Origin of the sequence: Paenirhodobacter huangdaonensis, from assembly GCF_004022465.1 — a bacterium.
Classification (GTDB): domain Bacteria; phylum Pseudomonadota; class Alphaproteobacteria; order Rhodobacterales; family Rhodobacteraceae; genus Rhodobacter; species Rhodobacter huangdaonensis.
Genome location: NZ_SAVA01000004.1, coordinates 119,668 through 144,978, shown reverse-complemented (window position 1 = coordinate 144,978; position 25,311 = coordinate 119,668). Strand labels below are relative to the sequence as shown.

Genomic DNA, 25,311 nt, shown 5'->3' with positions numbered 1-25,311 from the left:
AGCGAGATGGCTGAGCTTCTGATCCTGGCCTTCGACACCGAAGCGGCGGCTTTCGGCATGCGCGATTCGCTGGCCGAACTGCAGCGCACCGGCCTCCTCGACGCCGAGGACATGGTGGTGGCGACGCGCGACGCGGAGGGCGGGGTGATCTTGCACCAGCCGCTGAACCTGACGGCCAGCGGCGCGCTTGGCGGCACCGTCTGGGGGGCGCTGATCGGGCTCGTCTTTCTTGCGCCGGTGGCGGGGGCCGCGATCGGCGCCGGCATCGGCGCGCTTGCGGGCGCGCATACCGACATCGGCATCAACGACGATTTCATGCGCCGCGCCGCCACCGCGCTGCCGCAGGGGGGCGCCGTGCTCTTCCTGTTGCTGCGCCGGGCGCGGGCGGCCGAGGTGCTCGAACGGCTGCGCACTCTGGGCGCGACCGGGCGCAGCCTGAGCACCGAGCTGCCCGAGGACATGGAGGCGCGGCTGCACGTGGCAATCGCGCGCGCCGGCACCACCGCGGTCAGCGCCGAGGAGATGACCGAGGCCGCCGCCGAACGGAAGCAGCCGGTGATCGGCGCCGGGCCCGATTGAGGGCCGCGGATATCTTGACCTGACCGGCCCGGGCATGACTTATGGCGCCATGGCAGCACGCAGGGCATCACCGGGCAAGAAAGCCGCAGGCGCGGCCGCACAGGGCGCAAGCGCGCCCCTGCGCTGGGCGCTGCGCTGGCTTGCGCGCCTCGTGCTGGGGGGCGCGGCGGCCTATGTCGCGCTCATTGTCGCCTACACCGTCGTCAACCCGCCGATCACCCTGACGATCTGGTCGGAGATGCGCCGGCTCGGTTCGGTCGATCAGCAATGGACGCCGATGGACGAGATCGCGCCGGTGGTGGCGCGCTCGGTCGTTGCCGCGGAGGACGCGAATTTCTGCCGGCACTGGGGCTTTGACATGAAGGCGATCCGCCAGGCGATTGATGCCGGCGCCGACCGTGGCGCCTCGACGATCAGCCAGCAGACGGTGAAGAACGTCTTCCTGTGGCAGGGCCGGAGCTGGCTGCGCAAGGCGATGGAAGCGGCGCTGACCCCGGTGGTCGAATTCGTCTGGAGCAAGCGGCGCATTCTCGAGGTCTATCTCAACGTCGCGGAATTCGGCGAGGGCGTGTTCGGGGTGAACGCCGCGGCCTTCCACTATTTCCGCACCACGCCCGACAAGCTGACGGCGCGCCAGGCGGCACTGCTTGCCGCGGTGCTGCCCGACCCGAAGGGGCGCTCGGCCTCGCACCCGTCGACTTTCGTCTCGCGTCGGGCACGGGCGATCTCGGACGGGGCGCAGACGATCCGTGTCGACGGCCGCGCCGCCTGTTTCTCGCGCGACTGAACTGGCTCAGAACACGAAGATGTCGGCGGCGCTCAGCGCGGTGCCGGCGCTGAAGGTGGCGACCAGCACCCTGTCGGTCGTCCCCGTGCCGTCGGCGTCGAACCACAATTGCCCGGCCGCCGCGTCGTAAAGGAAGCGGTCCGCGGCATCCTGCGCCGTCGCCCCGGTGTGGAAGGCCGTTTCGGACAGCGCGCCGCGCGCGACCCCGGCGAAGGCCCAATGCGCCATGCGCAGCGTATCGCCCTCGGCGGCGGCGTTGCGGTTGAAGTCGAGGATGTGGTCGACGTTCTCCGCCCCCGGCAGCCGGTCGAAGACGAAGGCATCGGCGCCGGCGCCGCCGCGCAGCGTGTCATTTCCCTGCCGGCCGGTCAGGGTGTTGTCGAACATATTGCCGAAGAGCGTGTTCGCGAGCGCATTGCCGGTGCCGCTCAGCCCCTCGATCCCCGCCCCCGCGGCATCGCGTGCGGGCTGCAGATACAGCCGCTCGACGTTCTGCGGCAGCACGGTCGAGACATAGGCGCGCACGGTGTCGAGACCGCGGTTCGCCCATTCGATCACCTGATCGCCGGCGTCGCGCACGACGTAGATGTCATTCCCCGCCCCGCCAAGCATGGTATCGGCATTGCGGCCGCCGTCGATGAAATTGTCGCCGGCAGTGCCGGTGATCCGGTTCGCCAGCGCATTGCCGATGCCGCGCAGCGCCGTGCCGGTGAGCACCAGGTTCTCGAGATGCGCCATCGTCAGCGAGAAATCGACCGAGGCGATCACCGTGTCGGTTCCCCCCCAGCTTCGCCATTCGACGATCAGGTCGCCGGCCGTGTCGACATGGAAGAGGTCGGAGCCGTTGCCGCCGGTCATCCGGTCCGCCCCGGGGCCGCCGTTGAGCGTGTCGGCGCCATTGCCGCCGAACAGGACATCTCGGCCGAAGCCGCCGTTCAGCAGGTCATTGCCGAAACCGCCATCGAGCGTGTCGGCGCCGGCCCCGCCGATCAGCGTGTCGGCGCCGCCGCGACCGAAGATCTGGTCTTCCCAGACCGTGCCGGCCAGCCGGTTCGCCGCGGTGTCGCCACTGATCGTGGTGATCGCCGGAACGGCATCCGCGGCGCGGGCATCCAGCGCCGCGTTCTCGCCGCCGAGCGTGGCCGTGCCGCGCACCACGCCGTCGAGCCCGCCACCCGAGAACACCACCGAATAGCTGCCCGGATCGAGCCCGAGCTGGTAGCCGCCCGCATCCCAGGTCGTGGTGGTCATCGTGTGGCCATTGCCGGTGATGGTGACGGTGACGCCGCCCATCCCCTCGCCCGCATCATAGACGGAATCGCCATCGGCATCGTCAAAGACCACGCCCAGAAGCTGTGGCACGGCATCCGCGCGGGCTCCGAAGTCCTGGGTCACCACCCAGGGGCCGACGGTGGTCGAGGAAGACCGGTCGGCAAGCGCGCCGATGCCGACCTCGGTATAGGCACCGTTCAGGATCGTGATCCGGTGCCCGGCCGGGTCCTGCATCCCGCCCGGACCATAGCCCCAGTCGATGAAGAAGCCGGCATGGGCGTAAAGCGCATTCTCGGCATAGGCGAAGATGTTTTCGCCCACCCGCAGCGCCGGATAGCCCGTGGCAAGGATCCGGGGGCCGAGCGCGGCTTCGCCGGAAAGCTGGTGCGCCTGCGTGTCCTGATCGATCATCAGCCGGCTGTGTCCGAGCGCGGCATCGGCGAGCAGCCCGTTCCAGGCGAGCGGCGCGACCGGGTCATAGGCGGCAAGCTGCTCGTGGAACAGCGCGAGATCGACCCCGAAATAGCGGATCGCGGTGGTGATGTCAGAGGCGACGGCGGTGCGGCTGCCGGCATTGGCGATCAGCGCGTCGAACTCCCCGGCCGGGTCCATCCGGGCGCGGTTGATGTATTGCAGGAGTTCCTGCTCGAAAGCCGTCGGTTGTCTCATCTGTCGATTCGTCCTGAGGCCGGATCCGTCGCGGGCGAAGGCCAGGAAAGACTGCGCCCGCGGTCAATCAGAACCGAATTCTGCGGCATTTTCATGGCCGGAAGACCGCACCTGCGGCCGGCGGGGCCCCGGTCGGCCAAATGGGCTGCCTTTTGCCGCGGAAATCCCATATATGCCGTTTGAACCTGCCTGCAGGCATTGCGTGAAGGACGAACCATGACTTCCATCGTGACCATCGGCAACATCGCGATCGGCGGGGCGAACCCGATCGCCCTGATCCTCGGCCCGTGCCAGCTCGAAAGCCGCGACCATGCCCGGATGATGGCCGAGCGCATCGCCGAAGCCTGTGCGCCGACCGGCACGCAGTTCATCTTCAAGGCAAGCTATGACAAGGCGAACCGCTCCTCGCTGTCGACGACCCGCGGGCTGGGGATGGAGACCGGGCTGCAGATCCTTGGCGACATCGGCAAGGAATTCGGCGTGCCGGTGCTGACCGATGTGCACGAGCCCTGGCATTGCGCCATCGCCGCCGAGGTCTGTGACGTGCTGCAGATCCCCGCCTTCCTGTGCCGCCAGACCGACCTGCTGCTGGCCGCGGGCGAGACCGGCCGGGCGATCAACGTGAAGAAGGGGCAGTTCCTCGCGCCCTGGGACATGGCGAATGTCGCCGCCAAGGTCGCCTCGACCGGCAACGAGCGCATCATGCTGTGCGACCGCGGCACCTCGTTCGGCTACAACACCCTGGTGACCGATTTCCGTGGCCTGCCGATCATGGCACGCACCGGCTATCCGGTGGTGTTCGACGCCACCCATTCGGTGCAGCAGCCGGGCGGACAGGGCACCACCTCGGGCGGGCAGCGCGAATTCGCGCCGGTGCTGGCGCGGGCGGCCTGCGCCGTGGGGGTTTCGGCGCTGTTCATCGAAACCCATCAGGACCCGGACAACGCGCCCTCGGACGGGCCGAACATGATCCCGATCGACCAGCTCGCTGGCCTGGTGGCCGATCTGCGTGCCTTCGACGCGCTTTACAAGGAACGGATCGCGAAATGACCTCTGCCGACGCCTGCATCATCATCCCCGCGCGCTATGCCTCGACCCGCTACCCGGGCAAGCCGCTCGCGACGCTCACGGGGGCGAAGGGGACGGTGCGCAGCCTGCTCGAGCGCTCGGTGATGGCCGGGCGCAAGGCGATCGAGGAGGCGGGCGGGGCGATCTCGCTTTACGTCGCGACCGATGACGACCGGATCGCCGACGAGGCCGCCCGCATCGGCGCCGAGGTGATCCTGACCGATGCCGCCTGCCGCAACGGCACCGAGCGCGTCGCCCAGGCGATCGACCGCGCCGGGATCGGCGCCGAGATCATCGTCAACCTGCAGGGTGACGCGCCGCTGACCCCGCCCGGCTTCGTCACCGCGCTGATCGCCGCGATGCGCGACACCCCGTCTTGCGGCATCGCCACCCCGGTGCTGCGCTGCGATGCCGAATCGGTCGGCCATTTCATCGAGGACCGTCGCAACGGCCGCGTCGGCGCCACCACGGTGGTGTCGAACCGGCTCGGTCAGGCGCTTTACTTCTCGAAGGAAGTGATCCCCTTCACCAATGGCAAGGGCGAGGTCGACGGCATCGTGCCGGTGTTCCACCACGTCGGGCTTTACGCCTATCGCCGCGCGGCGCTCGCCGCCTATTCCGGCTGGGAGCCCGGCCCGCTCGAGCTGCTCGAAGGGCTCGAACAGCTGCGCTTCCTCGAAAACGGCTACCCGGTCTCGACGGTCGAAGTCTTTGCCCCCGGCGCGAAATTCTGGGAGCTGAACAACCCGAGCGACGTGCCGCTGATCGAGGGCTATCTCGCGCAGATGGGCGTCGACTGAGCCGCTCCCCCGACACAGAAAATTTGAGACAATCGGGGCCGGCAGAAATGTCGGCCCTTAGCTTTCCGTTAGCATCTCTTTGCAAGGATCAGCTCGCATTCCGATGGAATGGCGCGGCGACGCAACAGGCGTGCCGCATGGTCAGAACGCCACGAGCGCCGTTTCCAAAAAGGGCGGCACCTGAAGCCGGCGCAAAGCGCCGAATGGAAAGTGAAGGACCTGATATGTCCAGCATTCTGACGAACACCAGCGCCATGGTTGCGCTGCAGACGCTCAAGGGCATCAACTCCAGCCTGTCGAAGACGCAAAGCGAGATCTCGACCGGCAAGACGGTGAGCAGCGCGAAGGACAATGCCGCGGTCTGGGCCATCTCCAAGGTGATGGAGGCAGACGTCCAGGGGTTCCAGGGCATCTCCGACAGCCTGTCGCTGGGTGAATCGACGGTGGCCGTGGCCCGCCAGGCGGCGGAGACGGTGACCGATCTGCTGACCCAGATGCAGTCGAAGATCGTTTCGGCGCAGGACGAGAACGTTGACCGCGACAAGATCCAGACCGACGTCGAGGCGCTGAAGGCGCAGATCTCCTCGGTGGTCAGCTCGGCGCAGTTCAACGGCCTGAACCTGATCGACGGCAGCAAGGGCTCCACCAACATCCTGTCGTCGCTCAACCGCGACCTGTCGGGCAATGTCTCTGCCTCCTACATCGGGGTGAGCGGCGTGGACTTCTCCACCGGCGGCTACACCGCGCGCAGCGTCTTCGCGACGGGGTCGGGGGCCACCGGATCGCTCAGCGCAGCGGGTGCCGACACCAGCGCCTTCAGTCTCGATGCCACCACCGGAACCGGTTCCATCGTGATCGACGGCACGGTCGCGGGTCTTGCGGCAGGCGATTCGATCTCGGTGAACATCGGTGGCCAGGCCGCAACCTATACCGTGACCGAAGACGACCTGCGGGCGGGAGTCGACCAGTCCGAGTCGATCGCCTTCGGGCTCAAGAGCGCGATCGACGGGCTCGGGATCTCGGGGCTGACCGTGACCTACGACGATTCGACCACGACGGGGACGCTCTCGCTCGCCAACGCCGGCGCCGACGCGCTGACGGTGACCGGTCAGTACAAGAACGCCGATTCCGGCGACCTCTCGCTGCTGGCGACGATCGACGTGACCGACGGCTCGACGCTCTCGGCGCAGCTGGTCAACATCGAAAGCATGATCGAGAAGGCCACGACGGCGGCGGCCGACTTCGGTTCGGTCGAGAACCGGCTGGGCATCCAAGCGGATTTCGTCTCGAAGCTGACCGATGCGATGAAGACCGGGATCGGCGCGCTCGTCGATGCCGACATGGAAGAGGCATCGGCCCGGCTGCAGGCGCTGCAGACGCAGCAGCAACTCGGCATCCAGTCGCTGTCGATCGCGAACCAGCAGCCGCAGAACATCCTCTCGCTGTTCAAGTGATGACACCCGGCGGGGCGCCCCCAGGCGCCCCGCCTTCCGCGCCAAAGCTGCGCGATGTCTTCCCCAATACAGAAAGGTATTGCCGTGTCCGCGACGACCATGGCCAAGACGGCCTACGAGAACCCCGCGCAGCCGATCCGCACGTTGCGTGCCACCGAATACGAGGTCTTCGCGCGCGTGACGCGACGGCTGAAACAGGCCGAGGCGCGCGCCGATTTCGTCGAACTCGCCAGCGCGATCCACGACAACCGGCGGCTGTGGACCATTCTGGCGACGGATGTCGCGCTGCCGCAAAACCCCTTGCCCGCGGCGCTGCGCGCGCGCCTCTTCTATCTCGCAGAATTCACCCAGGCGCACAGCCGCAAGGTGTTGCTCGGTCAGGCCCGGGCGGAGGTTCTCGTCGACATCAACACCGCGATCATGAGGGGATTGCGCAACGAGGGGGCACACGGATGACGGGACTTGTTCTCAAGCTGGCCCCGAAGGAAAGGGTGCTGATCAACGGCGCGGTGATCGAGAATGGCGAGCGGCGCTCGCGGCTGGCGATCATGACGCCCAATGCCCATATCCTGCGCCTGCGCGACGCGGTCCATCCCGACGAGGTCAACACGCCGGTCCGGCGCGTGTGCTACATCGCGCAGCTCGTCCTGTCGGGCGATGCCGAGTGGGACGAGGCGAAGGTGCAGCTGCTGCGCGGGATCGAGCAGCTGAGCCAGGCCCTCACCGATCACGACAGCCGCGCGCAGCTGGCGCTTGCGACCTCGGCGGTGATCGAGGGGCAGACCTACCAGGCGCTGAAGGCGCTGCGCAGTCTGTTGCCGAGAGAGGAGCGGCTTCTCGCCGCGACCGGGGCATGAGCTACACCCCCGTCCTGCCGTTCGGTGGCTATGCCGGCTGGAGCCTGCTGAACCGGACGATGGGGCGACAGATGGCGGCCTTCACCGCATCGCCCGACATCCAGCGCAACGAGACCTATTTCCGCGAGAAGATCGGCTCGATCCGGACCGCGGAAGACCTCGTTTCGGATCGCCGCCTGCTGTCCGTGGCACTTGGCGCCTTCGGCCTGGAAGGCGATATCAACAACAAGTATTTCATCCTGAAGGTGCTGAACGAAGGCACGCTCGATTCCAAGTCTCTCGCGAACACGCTCTCCGACAAAAGCTATCTCAAGCTGTCCGAGGCGTTCGGCTTCGGTGACTTCTCGGTGCCGCGCACGCAGCTTTCCGATTTCGCCGACGAGATCTTGCAGAAATACGAGAACCGTCAGTTCGAGGCGGCGGTGGGCGCGGCGGATGACAGCCTCAGGCTGGCGCTTTCGGCCCGGCGCGAATTGCCCGAGATCGCCGCGAAGCAGAGCACGCAGCGGGCAGGGTGGTACGCTGTCATCGGCTCGCGGCCGATGAGTTCCTTCCTGCAGACGGCGCTGGGCCTGCCCTCGGAGGTCGCGGCCCTCAATGTCGACCAGCAGGTGGAGATCTATCAGAAGAAGGCCTTCGAGGTTTTCGGGACGTCGGATCTTGCGCTGATCTCGGGCGCCGAATCCTTCGAAAAGCTGAACCGGATCTATTTCGCCAGGGCGCAGATCTCCGAGATCAGCTTCCAAAGCCCCGGCGCGGTTGCGCTTGCGCTTTTGCAGTCCTGACCCGCCGGCGGGCCGCCGCCTTTGATGGACCGGCCGGGCACATCCATCGCCTGGCACAGGAAGCAATGGTGCGAGATCTCGATGATCCGCGGCACCGCCACGTGCGGGCCGTCGCGCCGCTGCGCCGACAGGTCGGCTGCTCTCGGCGCGGAACAGGTGCAGCAGGCGTCCCGCATCGGCGTCGGGGCCGACCACACCGCGCCCCTTCGGCCAGCGCGGGACCTTGCTGAGCGGTTGCGGCCCCCCGGTCTGGTGGCGCGGCGCAGCCCGTTGGTCCGGACATGCCGTATGGTCTTCCGCCGCCGCGGGCATTTCCTGCTTTGCCACGGTCCGCAGGCCGTTTAAGACTCGATGGGTTACGGTTATTTTGTGCAAACTTTAAATTTAGAGTCGAATATATATCAGGGAGTGGAGCGACCCGACATGCCCAAAAGAATGTCACTTCCGAAAAAAATCGCGATGGCGCGGGGCGGCCTGAGAGAGCGGAACAAACGGCTGCGGGCCGAGCAGGTTCTGGATGCAGCGGAGCTTCTGTTCCGCGAGCGTGGCTATGAGGGCACGCATATCGAGGCGATCGCGGAACAGGCCCTGGTCGCGCCGGCGACGGTCTACAACTACTTCGCCACCAAGCCGAACCTGCTGATGGCGCTGGCGCTGCGCCATGTCCGCGCCTCGCTGCCCGAACGGCGCGCCTTCCTGAGCAACCTGCCCGAGGAACCGCTGCAGGGGGTGATCGCCTTCGAATCGCTGCTGGCCCGCCAGGCGATGCGGCGTCTCTCGCGCGAGTGCTGGCGGGTCATCCTGTCAGCGGCCTTCCTCGAGCCCGAGGGCCCGGCAAGCCGCACCGGCGCGCGGCTCAACACCCTGATCCTGCGCCATTACATCCGGCTGGTGCAGCGCTATCAGGAGACCGGGAAGATCCGCGCCTCGGTCGATGCCCCGGCATTGGCTGAGATCCTCCTCGGCCTGACCACGCAGTATTTCGGCAATTTCGTTGCCGCCCCGGCGCGCCCGATCGGGTCGCTGCTCGACCAGACCGAGCGCCACATCGGGATCGTGCTGCAAGGCGTGCTCGCGGAACAGGCGTAATGCACTGAACGAACGTCGAAATATGCGCTCCGATGCTGTCTCTGAGCGGGGTGCATGGTCTGGTTGAGGTGGTCCCCGGCGATGTTCCGGTGGGGTCTGGTTGCTGACACCAACCTGGGCCGGAGATGCCCGCTTTCGGAACAGAGCGACGAATGGGCTGTCCCAGCGCCCCCGGCGACAGGGCGCGGGAACCCCGCACGCCGAGGGGCGAAGGTGCCGTCATCAGCGTGCCCGCCGCGGCCTCCTGATCAGGCAGCCCCGCGCCGGGGTTTTTCATGCGCATTTGTGGCGCCTGAGCCCTGGAGATGCCGGCCGCCTGTAGGGGATCTGGACCGGCGTTCCCCCTCCGTCCGACGGTTCGGCGCGGAAAGTCCGGACAGACGCTGCCCTCACGCCGGAATGGTGCTCTGTATCCGGCTGATTTTATGGAAATGAATGGTGACCCCGAGTGGATTCGAACCACCAACCTATCCCTTAGGAGGGGATTGCTCTATCCAGTTGAGCCACGGGGCCACACCCGTCTCTTTTGCGAGGAAAACCGCCGAAACGCAAGCGCGCGGACAGCAAGAACAGGGGGAAACTGCGGACATGAAAAGGGGGAGCGTTTTGGCCCACCGCTCCCCCCCTCAATTCCCTGCTGCGATCGGAGTCTACACGCGGCAGCTGTTCGGCTTCGGGTTTTTCGGAGTCTCGCCCGTTACCGTTACCGCTAACATAGCGCTTGCCAGGCGCTTGCGCAACGGAAATATTTGGCGCTAAGGATGAGAGGCATTCACGAAAGGTTTTCGATTGGCCCGCTTTCCAGCCGACCCGCGCCGCCCCCTGACCCTGCGTGACGTCTCCGAGGCCTCCGGGGTCTCCGAGATGACGGTCAGCCGCGTGCTGCGCAACCGTGGCGACGTGTCGGAAGCGACGCGCGTGAAAGTGCTCGAGGCGGCGCGGACGCTCGGCTACGTGCCGAACAAGATCGCCGGCGCGCTGGCCTCGCAGCGGGTGAACCTGGTCGGTGTCATCATCCCGTCGCTGTCGAACCTGGTCTTCCCCGAGGTGCTCTCGGGGATCTCGGCCGAACTCGAGGACACCGGGCTGCAGCCGGTCGTGGGCGTCACCAACTACCGCCCCGACAAGGAAGAGACCGTGCTCTACGAGATGCTGTCGTGGCGCCCCTCGGGGGTGATCATCGCCGGGCTCGAGCATACCGAGGCGGCGCGCGCGATGCTCGAGAACGCCGGCGTGCCGGTGGTCGAGATCATGGATGTCGACGGCGCCGGGGTCGACTCGGTCGTCGGCATCTCGCACCGCCGCGCCGGGCGGCACATGGCCGAGGCGATCGTCGCCGCAGGCTATCGCAAGATCGGCTTCCTCGGCACCAAGATGCCCGAGGACCACCGCGCCCGCAAACGCTTCGAGGGCTTCAGCGAGGGGCTCGCCGAGGCCGGCCTCGCGGTGAGCGACACCGAGTTCTACTCGGGCGGCTCGGCGCTGCTGAAGGGGCGCGAGATGACGCAGGCGATCCTGGCGCGCAACCCCGATCTCGATTTCCTCTATTACTCGAACGACATGATCGGCGCAGGCGGGCTGCTGTGGTGCCTCGAGAACGGCTATGACGTGCCCGAACGGCTGGGCCTTGCGGGGTTCAACGGCGTCGACCTGCTCGAGGGGCTGCCGCGGCGACTGGCCACGATGGACGCCTGCCGGCGCGAGATCGGCCGCAAGGCCGCCGAGATCATCGCCGGGCGCCCGCACGGCGGCATGATCGGCGGCGAGGTGATCGAACTCGAACCAGTGCTGCAGCTGGGCGACACGATCCGGCGGCGCTGATCAGCGCCGCGCACTCCAGCTGAGCGAGGCATATTGCCGGGTGTAGAACTCGCCCATCAGCCCGATCATCAAGAGCGCCAGCCCGACGATCAGCGAATAGTGCCAGTTCGAGAAATGCGGGTTGTAGTTGATGAAAGTGTAGCCGCGCGCCTGGTCGATGGTGTGGAACAGCGGGTTCCAGCTGAACAGCGCCAGCATCTTGTGGGTCAGGTTGTTCGCCACGAACATCTTGCCCGAGGCGATCATGTTGGCGCGGGAATAGACCGCCTGCACGATGCCGACGAACCCCGGCGCCCAGGGCTTGGCCGCAAGGAACACCAGCCCGAGCGCCACCCCGGTGAACCACGACAGCAGCACCATCCCCATCGCGCCAACCCAGTCGTAGATCTCGATCGGCCCCCAGGCGGCGTGGTAGATGTAGAGCACCACCACCATCGACAACACCTGCAGGTAAAGCGCACTCAGCGCCGCGGCGGTGATCGAGACGGCGGTGGTCATCGGCGCGTGTTTCATCATCGCCGAGGTCGAGCTTTCGGCGCCGAACACCGCGCCCATCGCCTTGGTGTGGGTCAGGTAGAGGAAAATCCCGCTCATGATGTAGAGCAGGAAGTTGCCCCGGATCGCATTGCCGCGCATGCCGAGCACCGTGTACATCACGTAAAAGCTCACCACGAGCAGGAAGGTCTGCACCATGTTGCGCAGCAGACCGAGGATGGCATTGCCCTGCGAGCGGCGGATATGGCGCACCGTCGCATGGTAGATCAGCTCCAGCAGGCTGAAGGTCGACCCGAGGGTGCTCTTGCTGCGCTCCGCCCTGAACATGCTGCTGCCCTGCTCCCTGGTGACGATTCTGGCGCGGAAAACTTGCCGATCCCTTGTCACTCACCTTAAGTTCTCGGACAGAGCATGGCAATTGGGCCCGGATGTGGCCGGAATGGAGTGTAAAATGGATTTCGACCGTCTGGTGACGATCATGCGCAGGCTCGCCCTCGAGGCCGGCGACAGGATCATGGAGATCTACACCTCCCCCGAATTCGAGGTGAAGTCGAAATCCGACAACTCTCCGGTCACCGAGGCGGACGAGGCCGCCGACGCGCTGATCTCGGAAGGGCTCGCCGAGGCTTTCCCGCAGATCGCCCTCGTCACCGAGGAGCAGGCCGCCTCGCATGGCCAGCACGTCAGCACCTTCCTGATCGTCGACCCGCTCGACGGCACCAAGGAATTCGTCCAGCGCCGCGGCGATTTCACCGTCAACATCGCCTATGTCGAGGACGGTGTGCCGCTGCGCGGCGTGGTCTATGCGCCGGCGAAGGGGCGGCTGTTCTACACCCTCGCCGACGGCCGCTCGGTCGAGGAGGTCGGCCCCGTCTTCGCCAAGGATGCGCCCGGCGAGCAGCGCCCGATCACCGTCTCGGTGCCCGACAACCGCGGGCTGATGGTCGTCGCCTCGAAATCACATCGCGATCAGGCGACGGATGACTACATCGCGCGCTATGCGGTGAAGGACATGACCTCGGCGGGCTCGTCGCTGAAGTTCTGCCTCGTCGCCACCGGCGAGGCCGATCTCTATCCGCGCCTCGGCCGCACCATGGAATGGGACACCGCGGCGGGCGATGCGGTGCTGCGCGGCGCCGGCGGCAAGATGGTCCGCTTCGAAGACCACGCCCCCTTCGTCTATGGCAAGGACGGCTTCGCCAACCCGTTCTTCATCGCCTATGCCCCCGGTGTGCTGCTGGCGAAGTGACCCGGCCTGCCGCGGCGTCACCCCGATTCGCCGCGGCGACCCCTGCCCGCCGCAGGATGTGGCCTCAGCCCGCCGGGAGGTCTCCTTCCGGCAACAATGAGCTGAAATCCGCGGCTTTTTTCCTCAACTGATTTTTCCGCTCTGCAGCGCGCTTGAGAACCCGCCTGTTCTGGACGAGAATATTGCGGTGTCTACGCGAGCCGGCAGGCTCATATCAAAAAGGTGCATAATGAAACGCAAGGTCACGAAAGCGATTTTCCCTGTCGCCGGCCTCGGGACCCGCTTCCTCCCGGCCACCAAGGCGATCCCGAAAGAGATCCTGACCCTGGTCGACCGGCCGCTCATTCAATACGCGATTGACGAGGCCCGTGCGGCCGGCATCAAGGAATTCATCTTCGTGACCTCGCGCGGCAAGTCCGCCCTTGAAGACTATTTCGACGACGCCCCCGAACTCGAGGAGTCGCTGCGCAAGAAGGGCAAGACCGAGCTTCTCGAAGCGCTCCAGGCCACCAACATGGATTCCGGCGCCATCGCCTATGTCCGTCAGAACCGCCCGCTCGGCCTTGGCCATGCGGTGTGGTGCGCGCGCAAGCTCGTCGCCGACGAGCCCTTCGCGGTGATCCTGACCGATGACGTGATCGCCGCCGACACGCCGTGTCTGCAGCAGATGATGGAAGCCCATGCTGAAACCGGCGGCAACGTCGTCGCGGCGATGGAAGTGCCGATGGACAAGACCTCGTCCTACGGCATCCTCGACATCGAGAGCGAGAACGGCCAGATGGTCAAGGTGCGCCACATGGTCGAGAAGCCGAAGGCGGCAGAGGCGCCCTCGAACCTCGCGGTGATCGGCCGCTACATCCTGACGCCCGAGGTGATGAACAACCTCAACCAGAAGAAGGAAGGTGCCGGCGGCGAGATCCAGCTGACCGACGCGATCGCCGAGGAACTGACCAAGGGCAACCCGGTCTATGGCTTCCGCTTCCGCGGCCAGCGCTATGACTGCGGCTCGAAGGCAGGCTTCCTGCAGGCGACGGTGGCCTTCGGCCTGGCGCGCCCCGACCTGCGCGACGAGTTCGCGGGCTTCCTGTCCGACATCATGGCGATGCAGAAGGCGGCCGAGTAAGCGACGATGGCAAAGCACGTTCTGGTCACCGGCGGGGCCGGCTACATCGGCTCGCATGCCTGCAAGGCGCTGCGTGCAGCAGGCTATGTGCCCGTCACCTATGACAGCTTCGTCACCGGCTGGCGCGACGCGGTGAAGTTCGGCCCGCTCGAGGAAGGCGATCTTGCCGACCGCGCGCGGCTCGACGAGGTCTTCGCCAGGTGGCAGCCGGTCGCGGTGATGCATTTCGCCGCGCTCAGCCTCGTCGGCGAGTCGATGAAGGACCCCGGCAAATACTGGCGCGCGAACGTGCTTTCCTCGCTCACCCTAATCGAGGCGGCAGTCGCCGCCGGCTGCCTCGATTTCGTCTTCTCCTCGACCTGCGCCACCTATGGCGACCAGGACGGGGTGGTGCTGGACGAGACGACCCGGCAGATGCCGATCAACGCCTATGGCGGCTCGAAGCGGGCGATCGAGGACATGCTGCGCGACTTCGGCAACAGCCACGGTCTGCGCTCGGTGATCTTCCGCTACTTCAACGTGGCGGGCGGCGACCCGGAGGCCGAGGTCGGCGAATTCCACCGCCCCGAGACGCACCTGATCCCGCTGATGCTCGACGCGATCGACGGGCGGCGCCCGGCGCTGACCGTCTTCGGCTCGGACTATGCCACCCCCGACGGCACCTGCATCCGCGATTATGTCCACGTCTCGGATCTGGTCGACGCACATGTGCTCGGGTTGAAATGGCTCGAGGCCGGCAAGCCCTCCGAGGTGTTCTGCCTCGGCACCGGCAAGGGCTTCTCGGTGCGCGAGGTGATCGCACAGTCGCGGGCGGTGACGAACCGCGACGTGCCGATCCTCGAGGGCGAGCGGCGGCCGGGCGATGCTGCGGTGCTGGTCTCGGGCTCGACCAAGGCGGTCAGCACGCTGGGCTGGACCCCGAAGCGCGCCGAGCTCGCGACGATGATCGCCGATGCTTGGCGCTGGCATCAGAGCGGCCATTATGAAAAATGACACCCCACGGGGGGTGCCATGACGTCATTTGCTGATCTGTGGCAGGCGGGGCGGCTGCGCGCGAAGCGCCGCTACCTGCTGGCCCGCGCGATCCGGCGGCGCCGGCGTCATCTGACGCCGCGCGTCGACCGGACGGCGCAGATCCGCAAGGACGATATCCTGCTCTTCGCCACGATCCGGAACGAGGCGGCGCGGCTGCCGTTCTTCCTGCGCCATTACCGGGCGCTCGGCGTGAATCATTTCCTCTTCGTGGACAATGCCAGCGCCGACGGCAGCCCCGACACGCTGGCGGCCGAGCCCGACGTCTCGCTCTGGACGACCCGGGCAAGCTATCGCGGCTCCCGCTTCGGGATGGACTGGCTGAACGGGCTGCTCGCGCGTCACGGCAGCGGGCACTGGTGCCTGACCGTCGATGCCGACGAGCTTTTGCTGATTCCGCATGGCGATCGCGCGACGCTGCGCGAGCTGACCGCGGCGCTTGATGCCCGCGGCCTGCCGATGATGGCGGCGATGATGCTCGACCTCTATCCCGAGGGACCGCTGTCCACCGCCCATGCCGCGCCCGGCGAAGACCCGACACAGGCCCTGCCGCTCTTCGATGCCGAGGGCTACGACTGGGAATACCAGCCGAAATTCGGCAATATCTCGATCCGCGGCGGGGTGCGGCAGCGGGTCTTCTTCGCCGACGCCCCGGACTGCGCGCCGCATCTGCACAAGACCCCGCTGATCCGCTGGAACTGGCGCTATGCCTATGTCAGCTCGACCCATATCGCCCTGCCGCGGCGGCTGAATGCGGGCTTCGACGCACGGCTGCAGGCGCCGACCGGAGTGCTTTTGCACACCAAGTTCCTTGGCGAGGTGATCGCGAAATCGCGCGACGAGAAGCTGCGGCGCGAGCATTTCACCCATGCCGAGCGCTATGATGGTTACTATGACGGGATCATCGCCGATCCGGTCCTGCGCGATGCGCAGTCGCACCGGCTCTCCGACTGGCGCGGCCTCGAGGCGCTCGGACTGATGACGCGGGGCAACTGGTCCGGGCCAAACCGTTGACCGCACTGAGGCAATTGTTTACGCGCCCGCCGGGAGCGCCTATTCTGCCGGGGATTTGATGAGGCCGGGCGGGACGGGCAGGCAACAGCGGGAGAAGGTTTCCGATCCGGAAACTGTTTACCCTGTTTCAATGGCGTTCCGTCCCGATATTGCCTCCTGTGCAGCTTGCTGGTGAGAGACGGTCGGTGAACCTGAGAAGCCTATATCGCCTGAGGATGGAGCGCCGCCGGCGTCAGCTGCGCTCGTTCCGCAAGCGGCGGGAGCTCAGCGTCGTCGTCGACCGCACCCGGGCGATTGCCCGCGCCGATATCCTTGCCTTCGTCACCCTGCGCAACGAGCGCATCCGCCTGCCCTATTTCCTGCGCTACTACCGCAACCTCGGGATCAGGCATTTCCTGATCGTCGACAACGGCTCGGACGACGGTTCGGCGGCCTATCTCGCGGCGCAGGAGGATGTCTCGCTGTGGAGCACCGGGGCAAGCTACAAGGCCGCATCCTTCGGCGTCGACTGGCTCAACCACCTGTTGCGCCATTACGGCACCGGGCACTGGACACTGACCGTCGACCCGGACGAGTTCTTCGTCTACCCGTTTTGCGACACCCGCCCGATCGAGGCGCTGACCGACTGGCTCGACACCTACGACATCCGCTCCTTCCCGGCGATGCTACTCGACATGTATCCGAAGGGGCCAATCGATGCGGTGCCCTATCGCGAAGGCCAGAATCCGTTCGAGATCGCCGCCTGGTTCGACGCCGGCAACTACACGATCGACCGCAACTGGTATTTCCAGAACCTCTGGATCCAGGGCGGGCCGCGGGCGCGGATGTTCTTCTCGAAGACGCCCGAGGCGGCGCCCTCGCTGAACAAGATCCCGCTGGTGAAATGGGAGCGCGACTTCGTCTTCGCCTCGTCGACCCACATGCTGCTGCCGCGCGGGCTGAACATGGTCTATGACGAATGGGGCGGCGAGAAGGCCTCGGGCTGCCTGCTGCATGCGAAGTTCCTGTCGCCGCTGACCGCCAAGGTGGCGGAAGAGATGAAACGGCGCGAGCATTATTCCGGCTCGCGCGAATATGCCGCCTATCAGGAGACCCTGAGCACCGAGCCGGACCTGTGGACGAAATGGTCCGAGAAATACATCAACTGGCGCCAGCTCGAGATTCTCGGGCTCATGTCGAAGGGCAACTGGGCGTGAGGGGGCGGCGGTGACGGTCGGGTTCGTGATGATGTGCCACACGGCGCTGCACCGCGCGGCAGAGGTCGCGCGCTACTGGGCCGAAAGCGGCGCGCCGGTGGTGATCCACGTCGACGCGCGGGTGCCGGCAAAGGACTATGCCGCGCTCGGCAAAAGCCTCGCCGACCTCGACACCGTCTCCTTCTCGAAGCGCTACAAGTGCGAATGGGGCACCTTTTCCCTGGTCGCCGCGGCGCAGTCGGGGGCCGAGCAGATGCTTGCCCGCCACGCCGAGGTGCGCCATGTCTTCCTTGCCTCGGGCTCGTGCCTGCCGCTGCGCCCGGTCGAGGAGCTGGTCGCCTATCTCGATGCCCGCCCGCACACCGATTTCATCGAAAGCGTCACCACCGCCGAGGTCGGCTGGACGGTGGGCGGCATGGACATGGAGCGCTTCACCCTGCGCTTCCCGTTTTCCTGGAAGACGCAGCGCCGGCTTTTTGACCGCTATGTCGACTTCCAGCGCCGCATCGGCGTCAAGCGCCGCCTGCCCGCGGGGCTCGTGCCGCATCTGGGCAGTCAGTGGTGGTGCCTGACCCGGCAGACGCTGAGCGCGATCCTCGAAGACCCGGACCGGCCGATGTACGACCGCTTCTTCAAGCGCGTCTGGATCCCCGACGAAAGCTATTTCCAGTCGCTCGCCCGGCTTTACGCCACCAGCATCGAAAGCCGCTCGCTGACGCTGTCGAAGTTCGACTATCAGGGCAAGCCGCACATCTTCTACGACGATCACCTGCAGCTCCTGCGCCGCTCCGACTGCTTCGTCGCGCGCAAGATCTGGCCCAAGGCCGACCGGCTCTACACCACCTTCCTGAGCCCCCGCCCCGCGGTCAGCCCGCCCGCCGAACCGAACCCCGCGAAGATCGACCGGCTGTTCTCGAAGGCGGTCGAGCGGCGCACCAAGGGCCGGCCGGGGCTTTACATGCAAAGCCGCTTCCCGCGCCAGGACCATGAGAACGGCAAGACCTCGGCGCCCTACTCGGTGTTCCAGGGGTTTTCCGATCTTTTCGAAAACTTCGAGGGCTGGCTGTCGAAATACGTCGTCGCCCGCGTGCACGGCCATCTCTTCGGCCCCGACCGGGTCGAGTTCGGCGGCGGCGAGACGATGTTCAGCGGCTGCCTCTCCGACAGCGCCAAGCTGCGCGACTACAACCCGCGCGGCTTCCTCGCCAACCTGATCTGGAACGCCCGTGGCGAGCGGCAGTGCTTCATGTATTCGCCGCGCGACAACCAGTCGATCGACTGGTTCACCGCCACCGACCCGAACGCGCAGATCTCGGTGATCAGCGGAGCCTGGGCGGTGCCGCTGTTCCGCTCGAACCGCAACTTCCGCGATATCCGGCGCGAGGCGGCGCGGCTGCAGCGGATCGAGACCTATCACCTCGACATCCTGCGCTCGATGTATGTGAAGGCCCGGGTGCGGATCTGGACCATGGCCGATTTCATCGAGAACCCGATGGAGCCGCTGCAGACGATCATCGACGAGATCAGCCCGCGCAGCACTCGCCGGCTGACCGAGGCGCCGCAGATGGTCGACCTGACCGGCTTCGGCCAGTTCCTGCAGAACCTGAAGAACCAGGGCATGCAGCCGCGCCTGATGGGCGACTTCCCGGTGGGCGATGACCCGCATCCGAAACACACGCGCCGCGGGCGCCCCTATCTGGTGAAATGACATGGCCTCCTTCGACAGCTTCGTGATCTTTGCCGAGATGCGCACCGGCTCGAACCTGCTCGAGGCGGCGCTGAACATGCTTGACGGCGTCAGCTGCCATGGCGAGCCGTTCAATCCCGAGCTGATCGGCTATCCGAAGAAGACGTCGCTTCTCGGCGTCAGCCGGGCCGAGCGCGATGCCGACCCGCTGGTGCTGTGGGAGCGGATCCGCACGGCGCCGGGGCTGAATGGCTGTCGCTACTTCCACGATCACGACCCGCGCGTGCTGAGCGCCATGCTCGACGATCCGCGCTGCGCCAAGATCGTGCTGACCCGCAACCCGATCGAGAGCTATGTCAGCCTGCAGATCGCCCGCGCCACCGGGCAGTGGAAGCTGGGCGATGCCAGGAACCGCAAGGCGGTCCGCACCGCCTTCGACGCCGCGGACTTCGAAACGCACCTGGCCGAACTGCAGGGGTTCCAGGTGCTGCTGATGCACGCGCTGCAGGTGTCGGGGCAAAGCGCCTTCTACATCGACTACGAGGACGCGCAGGATCTTGCGGTGCTGAACGGGCTTGCCGCCTGGCTCGGCGTCGAGGGGCGGCTGAGCGCCCTGCCCTCGAACCTTGTGGTGCAGAACCCCGAGGCGCTCGAGGAGAAGGTGACGAACTTCCCGGAGATGGAAGCCTCGCTTGCCCGGATGGACCGCTTCAACCTGTCGCGCACGCCGAATTTCGAGCCGCGCCGCGGCCCGAACGTGCCAAGCTTCATCGGCTGCGAGGCGGGGCTGCTCTACATGCCGCTGCGCCCGGCCGCGGACGGGCCGCTGCGTGCCTGGCTTGGCGGGCTTGGGGCGCTGACCGAGGATTTCTCGCAAAAGACCCTGCGGCAATGGAAGCGCCAGCACCCCGGGCACCGCAGCTTCACCGTGCTGCGCCATCCGCTTTTGCGCGCCCATCTTGCCTTTGCCGCGGTGCAAAGCTGGAACAATCTGGCCGGGATCCGCACCGTGCTGCGCGACACCTACAAGCTGCCGCTGCCCGCCGAGGGCAAGACCCTGCCCGCCGCCGACTGGGCCGACGGGCTCGAGGCCTTCCTGATCTGGCTGAAATCGAACCTGAACGCGCAAACGAGCCTGCCGGTGCACACGCTCTGGGCCAGCCAGTCGGCCACGCTGCAGGGCTTTGCCCAGATCTCGCCGCCCGATCTCGTCGCCCGCGAAGACCACCTCGCCGGGGATCTGGCCTATCTCGCCCACGCCGCCGGGGTCGAGGCGCCGGCCTTCGTGGCGCAGGACGGCGACACCGCGCCGGTGAAACTTGCCCGGATCTGGACCCCGTCGCTGGAAAAAGCCGCGCGTGAGGCTTACACGCGCGACTTCATGCAGTTCGGATTTTCGGACTGGAAGGCGGCCTGAGCCTCAGGCCGCCTGTGCGCCCTGCGCGGCGGTCAGCACCGCGTGCAGCGCTGCCGGGTCGGTGTTCGCCCGCAGCTTGGCGCAGGTTTCGGGGTTGCGCATCGTGCGCGACACCAGCGCCAGCGCCTTCAGATGCTCGACCCCGGAATCCTTCGGCGCGAACAACGCGAAGACGAGGTCGACCGGCTGCCGGTCGACCGCATCGAAATCGAGCGGCTTCTCGAGCCGCAGGAACACGCCGATCACCGTCTTCAGCCCGTGCAGACGCGCATGCGGCAGCGCCACGCCATGCCCCACGCCGGTAGGGCCAAGGGTTTCCCGCTCCTGCAGCGCGTCCACGGTCTGGATCGCATCCAGCCCGTAGGCTGAATGCGCGATGTCGCCAAGGTCCTGGAACAGGCGCTTCTTGCTCGTCACGGTGGCCAGCACCTTGACGGCATCCGGCTTGAGCAATGTCGAAAGATCCATCTGTCCTTTTTCTGCGCCCGTCATGGATCAGACGCTCACTTGCTGTGGCGCGGGTCAATCCAGCCAACGTGACCGTCGTCGCGACGGTAGACGACGTTGACCCCGCCATGTTTCTCGTTGCGGAAGACGAGCAGCAGCTTCGAAGAGAGCTCCATCTGCATCACCGCCTCGCCGACCGAGATCGTGGGGACGCGCGTCTCCATCTCGGCGACGATGACCGGGGTCAGGCTTTCGTCCTCGGCCGTCGCGTCGTCTTCATCCGAGGCGAGCACATACAGATCCGCGGCGCCGAATTCAACCGGCTCCGAACGTTCCTTGTGGTGGTCCTTCAGGCGGCGCTTGTGGCGGCGCAGCTGCTTGTCCATCTTCTCACGGCACGCTTCGAAGGCCGCATAGACCTCGGTGGCGCGCCCGCTGGCGGAAGCGGTGAGGCCGGTGGACAGGTGCACCGTGGCCTCGCAGATGTATTCATGCGCATTGCGCGAAAAGACGACAGTCGCATCGGTCGGACGCTGCATGTACTTGTCCACGGTCTCGCCCAGTTCGGACTTCACGTGGCTTTGCAGCGCTTCCCCGATGTCGATCTGTTTGCCGCTGATCTGGTAACGCATGGCTTCTCCTTCACGTCAGTGACCTGCAAGCGGGACGATGCGTCCACGCGGCAGGCTGGTTAAATCCTTGGGGGAACTGCCACATTGCACCGTTGAAGCAAAGCCCCAAAGGTGCCGGGTTTGAAGCGGCGCGCTCGCTCGGGAAAGGGGGCGGTGTTCACGCATTTGCCCCATTTGGGAACGGAACGGCGGGGGTGTCAACGGGGGACCTACGCCGCGCCGCAGCACCCCTCACGAGATATGGAAATTCTCGCCCAGATAGACCCGGCGGACGTTCTCGTCGCGCACCACCTCATCGGTCGTTCCGGACATCAAAACCTGGCCATCGTGCAGGATATAGGCCCGTTCCACGATCTCCAGCGTCTCGCGCACGTTGTGATCGGTGATCAGCACGCCGATGCCGCGCTCCTTGAGGTGCGACACCAGAGCGCGGATCTCGCTCACCGCGATCGGGTCGACGCCGGCAAAGGGTTCATCGAGCAGCAGATATTTCGGATCGGCGGCGAGACAGCGGGCGATCTCCACCCGGCGCCGCTCGCCGCCCGAGAGCGCCAGCGCCGGCGCCTGGCGCAGATGTGCGATCGAGAAGTCGCCCAGCAGCTCCTCAAGCCGCTCGCGCCGCCGGTGCGGCTCGGGCACGGCAATCTCGAGAATCGCCATGATGTTCTGCTCGACCGTCAGGCCGCGGAAGATCGAGGCCTCCTGCGGCAGATAGCCGATGCCCATGCGGGCGCGGCGATACATCGGCAGGCCGGTGGCCTCGCGCCCGTCGATCGTCACCTTGCCCGAGTCGGGGCTGATCAGCCCGGCAATGGCGTAGAAGCAGGTGGTCTTGCCCGAGCCGTTCGGGCCAAGCAGTGCCACCACCTCGCCGCGCTCGAGATGCAGCGACACGTCGCGCAGCACCAGCCGCTTGCGATAGCTCTTGCGCAGGTTGATGACGCGCAGCCCGCCCGCTTCGGCCGGCGCCGTCAGGCCGAGATCCGCAACCGGATCAAGATCGGTCATTTCTTCGCCTCCGGCTGCAGGATGGTGCGCACCCGCCCGTCAATCTGGCCGGTGCCGGTCTTCAGATCGACGGTCAGCTTCTGGCCCGACATCACGTTCTGGCCCTGGGTCAGCAGCACGTCGCCGGTCATCACCACATTCGAGGCGGCGACGTCATAGACCGCCTCCTTCGCCTCGGCGGCCTCGGCGGGCGACACCAGCGTCACCCCGCCCGTCGCATGCATGCGGGTGATCTTGCTGCGGTCCTTCGGGTCATATTCGACATCCACCACCGCCGCCTTCAGCCGCATGCCGCCCTGCACCACCAGCACGTTGCCGGTGAAGGTGGCGCTGCCGTCGGTCTGGTTCACGGCAAGGCTGTCGGCCGTCACCTCGACCGGAGCCTTGGCATCGGCGCGGATGCCGCCAAGCGCGATCTGCTGGGCAAGCACCGGCCCGGGCAGGAATGCAAGGCACAGCAGGACGGCGGGAACGGCAGAGAAACGCATCGGAACCTCATTATTGCGGCTGATATACCAGCTTCACGCCGCCGTTGAAAACCAGATCATAGGGCGCCTCGGCGGTGGCGCGCGACATCTGCATCGCCCCCGAGGTGATGGTGCCATAGGGCGCCTCGGCCGAGACCGCACCGGGCGCCACCAGAGTCGAGCGGTCGGTCGCCAGGTCGACGGCGGCCGTGCTCATCCGGTAACCGGTCGAGGTCTGCACCGCGACGCCGTCGCTCAGGTGGATCTGCCCCGCCTGCGGGTCGATCACCCCCGCCTTCGCGGTCAGGTCGGTCACCAGGCCGTCCTTCGCCTCGATCTTGGCGACGATCGCCTGCGCGCTGGCGCCGGAGCCGCCCGTCGCATCGGGAAAGGCGGTCTTCGCCTTCACCGTGATCGACGCGCCATCCTCGGTCAGCCCCGAATATTCGGGGGTGGTCAGTCGCGGCTGGTTCGCCAGCTCGGTCACGTCGACATTCGCATAGGGCGTGGCGGTGGTCGGATCGACCTTGTCGGAGAACAGGAACAGCGTCGACAACAGCGCCAGCGCCGCGAGCGGCAGGGCCACCTTGGCCAGGGCCACGAGCCGCGAATGGCGGTTGTCGAACACCATCAGACCACTCCGGCGCGCAGACAGTCGTGGATGTGCAGGATGCCGACCGGGCGCCGCCCGTCGACGGCGAAGAGGCAGGTGATCTTGCACTCGTTCATCACCGCGACGGCAGCCTCGGCCAGCACCCCCGGCGTGATGGTGCGCGGATTGCGGGTCATCACCTCGGCCGCGTTGTGCTCGAGCAGCCCCGCCATGTGGCGGCGCAGGTCGCCGTCGGTGATGATGCCGACCAGATCGCCCCGCGCGTCGGTGACGCCGACGACGCCAAAGCCCTTGCGCGAGATTTCGAGCAGCGCCTCCGACATCGGCGTCGTCTCGGAGACCAGCGGCATGTCCGTGTGCATCAGGTCCGAAACCTTCGACAGCTTCGCGCCGAGCTTGCCGCCCGGGTGGAAGGTGCGGAACATCTCGGGGGTGAACCGGCGATGCTCCATCAGCGCCACCGCAATCGCATCGCCAAGCGCCAGCGTCATCGTCGTCGAGGTGGTCGGCACCACGCCCGAGCCGCAGGCCTCGGGCGCCTGCGGCAGCACCAGCGCGACATCCGACTGCCGCAGGAGCGTCGAGTCGGGCCGGCTCGCCACGCCGATCAGCGGGATCGAGAAACGCCGGGTATGGGCGATCATGTCGGCGAGCTCGGGCGTCTCGCCCGAATTCGACAGCATCAGCGCCACGTCGTCGCGGGTGACCATGCCAAGATCGCCATGGCTTGCCTCGGCGGGGTGGACGAATTGCGCCGGCGTGCCGGTCGAGGCGAAGGTCGCCGCGATCTTGCGCGCGATATGGCCCGACTTGCCCATGCCCGAGACGATCACCCGGCCCTTCGCCTTCAGGATCGTCTCGACCGCGCGGGCAAAGCTCTCGTCAAGCCCGGCGGCCAGCGCTGTCAGCCCTTCGGCCTCGATGGTGATGACCTTGCGCCCGGTGGCGAGGTAGTCAGTGGTGGAAGATGTCATTGGGCTCGTCCCACCCCATCAGGTCGAGCCGCGCGCGCGCCGGCAGGAAATCGAAACAGGCCTGCGCCAGCTCGGTGCGGCCCTCGCGGGCAAGACGCTTGACCAGCTCGGCCTTCAGCGCGTGCAGATAGAGCACGTCGGAGGCGGCATAGTCGAGCTGCGCCGGGGTCAGCTCGGCCGCGCCCCAGTCCGAGGTCTGCTGCTGTTTCGAGACGTCGACGCCGACCAGTTCCTGCAGCAGGTATTTCAGCCCGTGCCGGTCGGTGAAGGTGCGCACCATGCGCGAGGCGATCTTCGTGCAGAACACCGGCGCCGTCACCACGCCAAAGGCGTTGTACAGCGCGGCGATGTCGAAGCGACCGAAATGAAACAGCTTTTCCACCGCCGGATCGGCCAGCATCGCGCACAGCCGCGGCGCCTCGGTCTGCCCCTTGGCGATCTGCACGAGATGCGCGTTGCCGTCGCCCGAGGACATCTGCACAAGGCAGAGCCGGTCGCGGCGCGGGTCGAGCCCCATCGTTTCGGTGTCGATCGCGACCACCGGACCGAGGTCGAGCCCCTCGGGCAGGTCGTTCTTGTGCAGATGGATGGCCACGCCGGTCCCCCTCGATAATGTCTTGCGAGATATAGGCCGTATCAAGCGCCTTTGCCACCGGACCGCAAGGGCGCGCCACCAGAAAAGGCCGTGACCGGCGGTTTCGGGCCGTGCCGCCGCCGGCCGGGTCCGCACCATGTCGTTCAAATCGGATGCAAAAGCCCCGTTTCCGCCACATTCC

The 25,311-nt window shown here is 66.6% G+C and carries 26 protein-coding genes and 1 tRNA gene; 17 read left to right on the top strand and 10 right to left on the bottom strand.

Features of this window, described 5'->3' with window-relative positions; translation table 11 throughout:
- The first annotated feature begins 6 nt into the window (after nt 1-6).
- Nucleotides 7-579 carry a DUF1269 domain-containing protein gene (locus EOW66_RS08290; protein ID WP_128155939.1) on the top strand — a complete coding sequence of 191 codons (573 nt, stop codon included), beginning with the start codon at nt 7-9 and terminating at the stop codon, nt 577-579.
- Between the two features lie 49 nt (nt 580-628).
- On the top strand, nt 629-1,366 hold the full coding sequence (mtgA, locus tag EOW66_RS08285) for a monofunctional biosynthetic peptidoglycan transglycosylase (protein ID WP_113898450.1): 738 nt from the start codon (nt 629-631) through the stop codon (nt 1,364-1,366).
- A gap of 6 nt (nt 1,367-1,372) precedes the next feature.
- On the opposite strand, the gene EOW66_RS08280 is transcribed toward mtgA, so the two are convergent.
- Nucleotides 1,373-3,307, bottom strand: a complete 1,935-nt coding sequence (locus EOW66_RS08280; protein ID WP_128155938.1) for a carboxypeptidase regulatory-like domain-containing protein — start codon at nt 3,305-3,307, stop codon at nt 1,373-1,375.
- 216 nt (nt 3,308-3,523) lie between these two features.
- Here EOW66_RS08280 and kdsA point away from each other — a divergent pair, with 216 nt between their 5' ends.
- From kdsA to EOW66_RS08245, 7 genes are all read left to right on the top strand, one after another.
- Complete coding sequence (gene kdsA, locus EOW66_RS08275) at nt 3,524-4,357, top strand: 3-deoxy-8-phosphooctulonate synthase (RefSeq protein ID WP_113898448.1); 834 nt, start codon at nt 3,524-3,526, stop codon at nt 4,355-4,357.
- Entirely contained in the window at nt 4,354-5,175 is an 822-nt protein-coding gene (gene kdsB / locus EOW66_RS08270; RefSeq protein WP_128155937.1) for a 3-deoxy-manno-octulosonate cytidylyltransferase, read from the top strand. The genes kdsA and kdsB overlap by 4 nt, the downstream gene beginning before the upstream one ends.
- 224 nt (nt 5,176-5,399) lie before the next feature.
- Nucleotides 5,400-6,629 (top strand): flagellin, encoded by a 1,230-nt coding sequence (locus tag EOW66_RS08265; RefSeq protein ID WP_128155936.1) that lies wholly within the window; start codon nt 5,400-5,402, stop codon nt 6,627-6,629.
- An 84-nt stretch (nt 6,630-6,713) separates the two neighbouring features.
- On the top strand, nt 6,714-7,085 hold the full coding sequence (gene flaF, locus EOW66_RS08260) for a flagellar biosynthesis regulator FlaF (protein ID WP_128155935.1): 372 nt from the start codon (nt 6,714-6,716) through the stop codon (nt 7,083-7,085).
- On the top strand, nt 7,082-7,486 hold the full coding sequence (gene flbT / locus EOW66_RS08255) for a flagellar biosynthesis repressor FlbT (protein WP_113898444.1): 405 nt from the start codon (nt 7,082-7,084) through the stop codon (nt 7,484-7,486). The genes flaF and flbT overlap by 4 nt, the downstream gene beginning before the upstream one ends.
- Nucleotides 7,483-8,271 carry a DUF1217 domain-containing protein gene (locus tag EOW66_RS08250; protein ID WP_128155934.1) on the top strand — a complete coding sequence of 263 codons (789 nt, stop codon included), beginning with the start codon at nt 7,483-7,485 and terminating at the stop codon, nt 8,269-8,271. Before flbT ends, EOW66_RS08250 begins: the two co-directional genes overlap by 4 nt.
- Before the next feature lie 459 nt (nt 8,272-8,730).
- Nucleotides 8,731-9,360, top strand: coding sequence for a TetR/AcrR family transcriptional regulator (locus tag EOW66_RS08245; protein ID WP_128156128.1), 630 nt, complete (start codon nt 8,731-8,733; stop codon nt 9,358-9,360).
- Between the two features lie 436 nt (nt 9,361-9,796).
- Here the strand turns inward: EOW66_RS08245 and EOW66_RS08240 are convergent.
- Nucleotides 9,797-9,873: transfer RNA gene (locus EOW66_RS08240), tRNA-Arg, on the bottom strand.
- A 276-nt stretch (nt 9,874-10,149) separates the two neighbouring features.
- On the opposite strand from EOW66_RS08240, the gene EOW66_RS08235 reads away from it, so the two are divergent.
- Entirely contained in the window at nt 10,150-11,181 is a 1,032-nt protein-coding gene (locus tag EOW66_RS08235) for a LacI family DNA-binding transcriptional regulator (protein WP_128155933.1), read from the top strand.
- Here the strand turns inward: EOW66_RS08235 and EOW66_RS08230 are convergent, their stop codons facing one another.
- Nucleotides 11,182-12,003: an ABC transporter permease gene (locus EOW66_RS08230; protein ID WP_128149531.1), complete on the bottom strand. Its 822-nt coding sequence runs from the start codon at nt 12,001-12,003 to the stop codon at nt 11,182-11,184.
- A 124-nt stretch (nt 12,004-12,127) separates the two neighbouring features.
- Between EOW66_RS08230 and cysQ the strand changes: the two genes are divergently transcribed.
- From cysQ to EOW66_RS08195, 7 genes are all read left to right on the top strand, one after another.
- Entirely contained in the window at nt 12,128-12,925 is a 798-nt protein-coding gene (cysQ, locus tag EOW66_RS08225) for a 3'(2'),5'-bisphosphate nucleotidase CysQ (protein ID WP_128155932.1), read from the top strand.
- Nucleotides 12,926-13,154: 229 nt separating this feature from the next.
- On the top strand, nt 13,155-14,048 hold the full coding sequence (gene galU / locus EOW66_RS08220; RefSeq protein WP_164881069.1) for a UTP--glucose-1-phosphate uridylyltransferase GalU: 894 nt from the start codon (nt 13,155-13,157) through the stop codon (nt 14,046-14,048).
- Between the two features lie 6 nt (nt 14,049-14,054).
- The gene (gene galE / locus EOW66_RS08215) at nt 14,055-15,041 is read left to right on the top strand and encodes a UDP-glucose 4-epimerase GalE (protein WP_128155931.1); all 987 of its coding nucleotides are present in this window, start codon (nt 14,055-14,057) and stop codon (nt 15,039-15,041) included.
- 18 nt (nt 15,042-15,059) lie between these two features.
- Nucleotides 15,060-16,094 carry a glycosyltransferase family 2 protein gene (locus tag EOW66_RS08210; RefSeq protein WP_128155930.1) on the top strand — a complete coding sequence of 345 codons (1,035 nt, stop codon included), beginning with the start codon at nt 15,060-15,062 and terminating at the stop codon, nt 16,092-16,094.
- 215 nt (nt 16,095-16,309) lie between these two features.
- Nucleotides 16,310-17,290: a glycosyltransferase family 2 protein gene (locus EOW66_RS08205; RefSeq protein ID WP_206363680.1), complete on the top strand. Its 981-nt coding sequence runs from the start codon at nt 16,310-16,312 to the stop codon at nt 17,288-17,290.
- Nucleotides 17,291-17,300: 10 nt separating this feature from the next.
- On the top strand, nt 17,301-18,998 hold the full coding sequence (locus tag EOW66_RS08200) for a DUF5927 domain-containing protein (RefSeq protein ID WP_128155929.1): 1,698 nt from the start codon (nt 17,301-17,303) through the stop codon (nt 18,996-18,998).
- A gap of 1 nt (nt 18,999) precedes the next feature.
- A complete protein-coding gene (locus EOW66_RS08195; protein WP_128155928.1) occupies nt 19,000-20,394 on the top strand; it encodes a nodulation protein NodH in 1,395 nt (464 codons plus the stop codon).
- Nucleotides 20,395-20,397: 3 nt separating this feature from the next.
- On the opposite strand, the gene EOW66_RS08190 is transcribed toward EOW66_RS08195, so the two are convergent.
- The 7 genes from EOW66_RS08190 to EOW66_RS08160 all read right to left on the bottom strand — a co-directional run bounded on the left by EOW66_RS08190 (nt 20,398) and on the right by EOW66_RS08160 (nt 25,130).
- The gene (locus EOW66_RS08190) at nt 20,398-20,862 is read right to left on the bottom strand and encodes a PTS sugar transporter subunit IIA (protein WP_113898434.1); all 465 of its coding nucleotides are present in this window, start codon (nt 20,860-20,862) and stop codon (nt 20,398-20,400) included.
- 35 nt (nt 20,863-20,897) lie between these two features.
- Nucleotides 20,898-21,473 (bottom strand): ribosome hibernation-promoting factor, HPF/YfiA family, encoded by a 576-nt coding sequence (hpf, locus tag EOW66_RS08185; protein WP_128155927.1) that lies wholly within the window; start codon nt 21,471-21,473, stop codon nt 20,898-20,900.
- Between the two features lie 231 nt (nt 21,474-21,704).
- Nucleotides 21,705-22,481: an LPS export ABC transporter ATP-binding protein gene (gene lptB, locus EOW66_RS08180; RefSeq protein ID WP_113898432.1), complete on the bottom strand. Its 777-nt coding sequence runs from the start codon at nt 22,479-22,481 to the stop codon at nt 21,705-21,707.
- On the bottom strand, nt 22,478-22,969 hold the full coding sequence (gene lptA / locus EOW66_RS08175) for a lipopolysaccharide transport periplasmic protein LptA (RefSeq protein WP_128155926.1): 492 nt from the start codon (nt 22,967-22,969) through the stop codon (nt 22,478-22,480). The genes lptB and lptA overlap by 4 nt, the downstream gene beginning before the upstream one ends.
- A 10-nt stretch (nt 22,970-22,979) precedes the next feature.
- Entirely contained in the window at nt 22,980-23,579 is a 600-nt protein-coding gene (locus tag EOW66_RS08170; RefSeq protein WP_128155925.1) for a hypothetical protein, read from the bottom strand.
- Nucleotides 23,579-24,535, bottom strand: coding sequence for a KpsF/GutQ family sugar-phosphate isomerase (locus EOW66_RS08165; protein ID WP_128155924.1), 957 nt, complete (start codon nt 24,533-24,535; stop codon nt 23,579-23,581). Before EOW66_RS08165 ends, EOW66_RS08170 begins: the two co-directional genes overlap by 1 nt.
- A complete protein-coding gene (locus EOW66_RS08160; protein WP_128149551.1) occupies nt 24,516-25,130 on the bottom strand; it encodes a ribonuclease D in 615 nt (204 codons plus the stop codon). Before EOW66_RS08160 ends, EOW66_RS08165 begins: the two co-directional genes overlap by 20 nt.
- Nucleotides 25,131-25,311 lie beyond the last annotated feature (181 nt).

Excerpts from the sequence above, each read along its gene's own strand:
- galU (WP_164881069.1), top strand. The coding sequence starts at position 13,155 with ATGAAACGCAAGGTCACGAAAGCGATTTTCCCTGTCGCCGGCCTCGGG.
- EOW66_RS08170 (WP_128155925.1), bottom strand. The coding sequence starts at position 23,579 with ATGGTGTTCGACAACCGCCATTCGCGGCTCGTGGCCCTGGCCAAGGTG.
- lptB (WP_113898432.1), bottom strand. The coding sequence starts at position 22,481 with ATGACCGATCTTGATCCGGTTGCGGATCTCGGCCTGACGGCGCCGGCC.
- mtgA (WP_113898450.1), top strand. The coding sequence starts at position 629 with ATGGCAGCACGCAGGGCATCACCGGGCAAGAAAGCCGCAGGCGCGGCC.
- EOW66_RS08230 (WP_128149531.1), bottom strand. The coding sequence starts at position 12,003 with ATGTTCAGGGCGGAGCGCAGCAAGAGCACCCTCGGGTCGACCTTCAGC.
- kdsA (WP_113898448.1), top strand. The coding sequence starts at position 3,524 with ATGACTTCCATCGTGACCATCGGCAACATCGCGATCGGCGGGGCGAAC.
- hpf (WP_128155927.1), bottom strand. The coding sequence starts at position 21,473 with ATGCGTTACCAGATCAGCGGCAAACAGATCGACATCGGGGAAGCGCTG.
- EOW66_RS08265 (WP_128155936.1), top strand. The coding sequence starts at position 5,400 with ATGTCCAGCATTCTGACGAACACCAGCGCCATGGTTGCGCTGCAGACG.
- EOW66_RS08280 (WP_128155938.1), bottom strand. The coding sequence starts at position 3,307 with ATGAGACAACCGACGGCTTTCGAGCAGGAACTCCTGCAATACATCAAC.
- lptA (WP_128155926.1), bottom strand. The coding sequence starts at position 22,969 with ATGCGTTTCTCTGCCGTTCCCGCCGTCCTGCTGTGCCTTGCATTCCTG.
- cysQ (WP_128155932.1), top strand. The coding sequence starts at position 12,128 with ATGGATTTCGACCGTCTGGTGACGATCATGCGCAGGCTCGCCCTCGAG.
- galE (WP_128155931.1), top strand. The coding sequence starts at position 14,055 with ATGGCAAAGCACGTTCTGGTCACCGGCGGGGCCGGCTACATCGGCTCG.
- EOW66_RS08210 (WP_128155930.1), top strand. The coding sequence starts at position 15,060 with ATGACGTCATTTGCTGATCTGTGGCAGGCGGGGCGGCTGCGCGCGAAG.
- EOW66_RS08190 (WP_113898434.1), bottom strand. The coding sequence starts at position 20,862 with ATGGATCTTTCGACATTGCTCAAGCCGGATGCCGTCAAGGTGCTGGCC.
- EOW66_RS08290 (WP_128155939.1), top strand. The coding sequence starts at position 7 with ATGGCTGAGCTTCTGATCCTGGCCTTCGACACCGAAGCGGCGGCTTTC.
- EOW66_RS08250 (WP_128155934.1), top strand. The coding sequence starts at position 7,483 with ATGAGCTACACCCCCGTCCTGCCGTTCGGTGGCTATGCCGGCTGGAGC.
- EOW66_RS08165 (WP_128155924.1), bottom strand. The coding sequence starts at position 24,535 with ATGACATCTTCCACCACTGACTACCTCGCCACCGGGCGCAAGGTCATC.
- kdsB (WP_128155937.1), top strand. The coding sequence starts at position 4,354 with ATGACCTCTGCCGACGCCTGCATCATCATCCCCGCGCGCTATGCCTCG.
- EOW66_RS08195 (WP_128155928.1), top strand. The coding sequence starts at position 19,000 with ATGGCCTCCTTCGACAGCTTCGTGATCTTTGCCGAGATGCGCACCGGC.
- flbT (WP_113898444.1), top strand. The coding sequence starts at position 7,082 with ATGACGGGACTTGTTCTCAAGCTGGCCCCGAAGGAAAGGGTGCTGATC.
- EOW66_RS08245 (WP_128156128.1), top strand. The coding sequence starts at position 8,731 with ATGGCGCGGGGCGGCCTGAGAGAGCGGAACAAACGGCTGCGGGCCGAG.
- EOW66_RS08205 (WP_206363680.1), top strand. The coding sequence starts at position 16,310 with ATGGAGCGCCGCCGGCGTCAGCTGCGCTCGTTCCGCAAGCGGCGGGAG.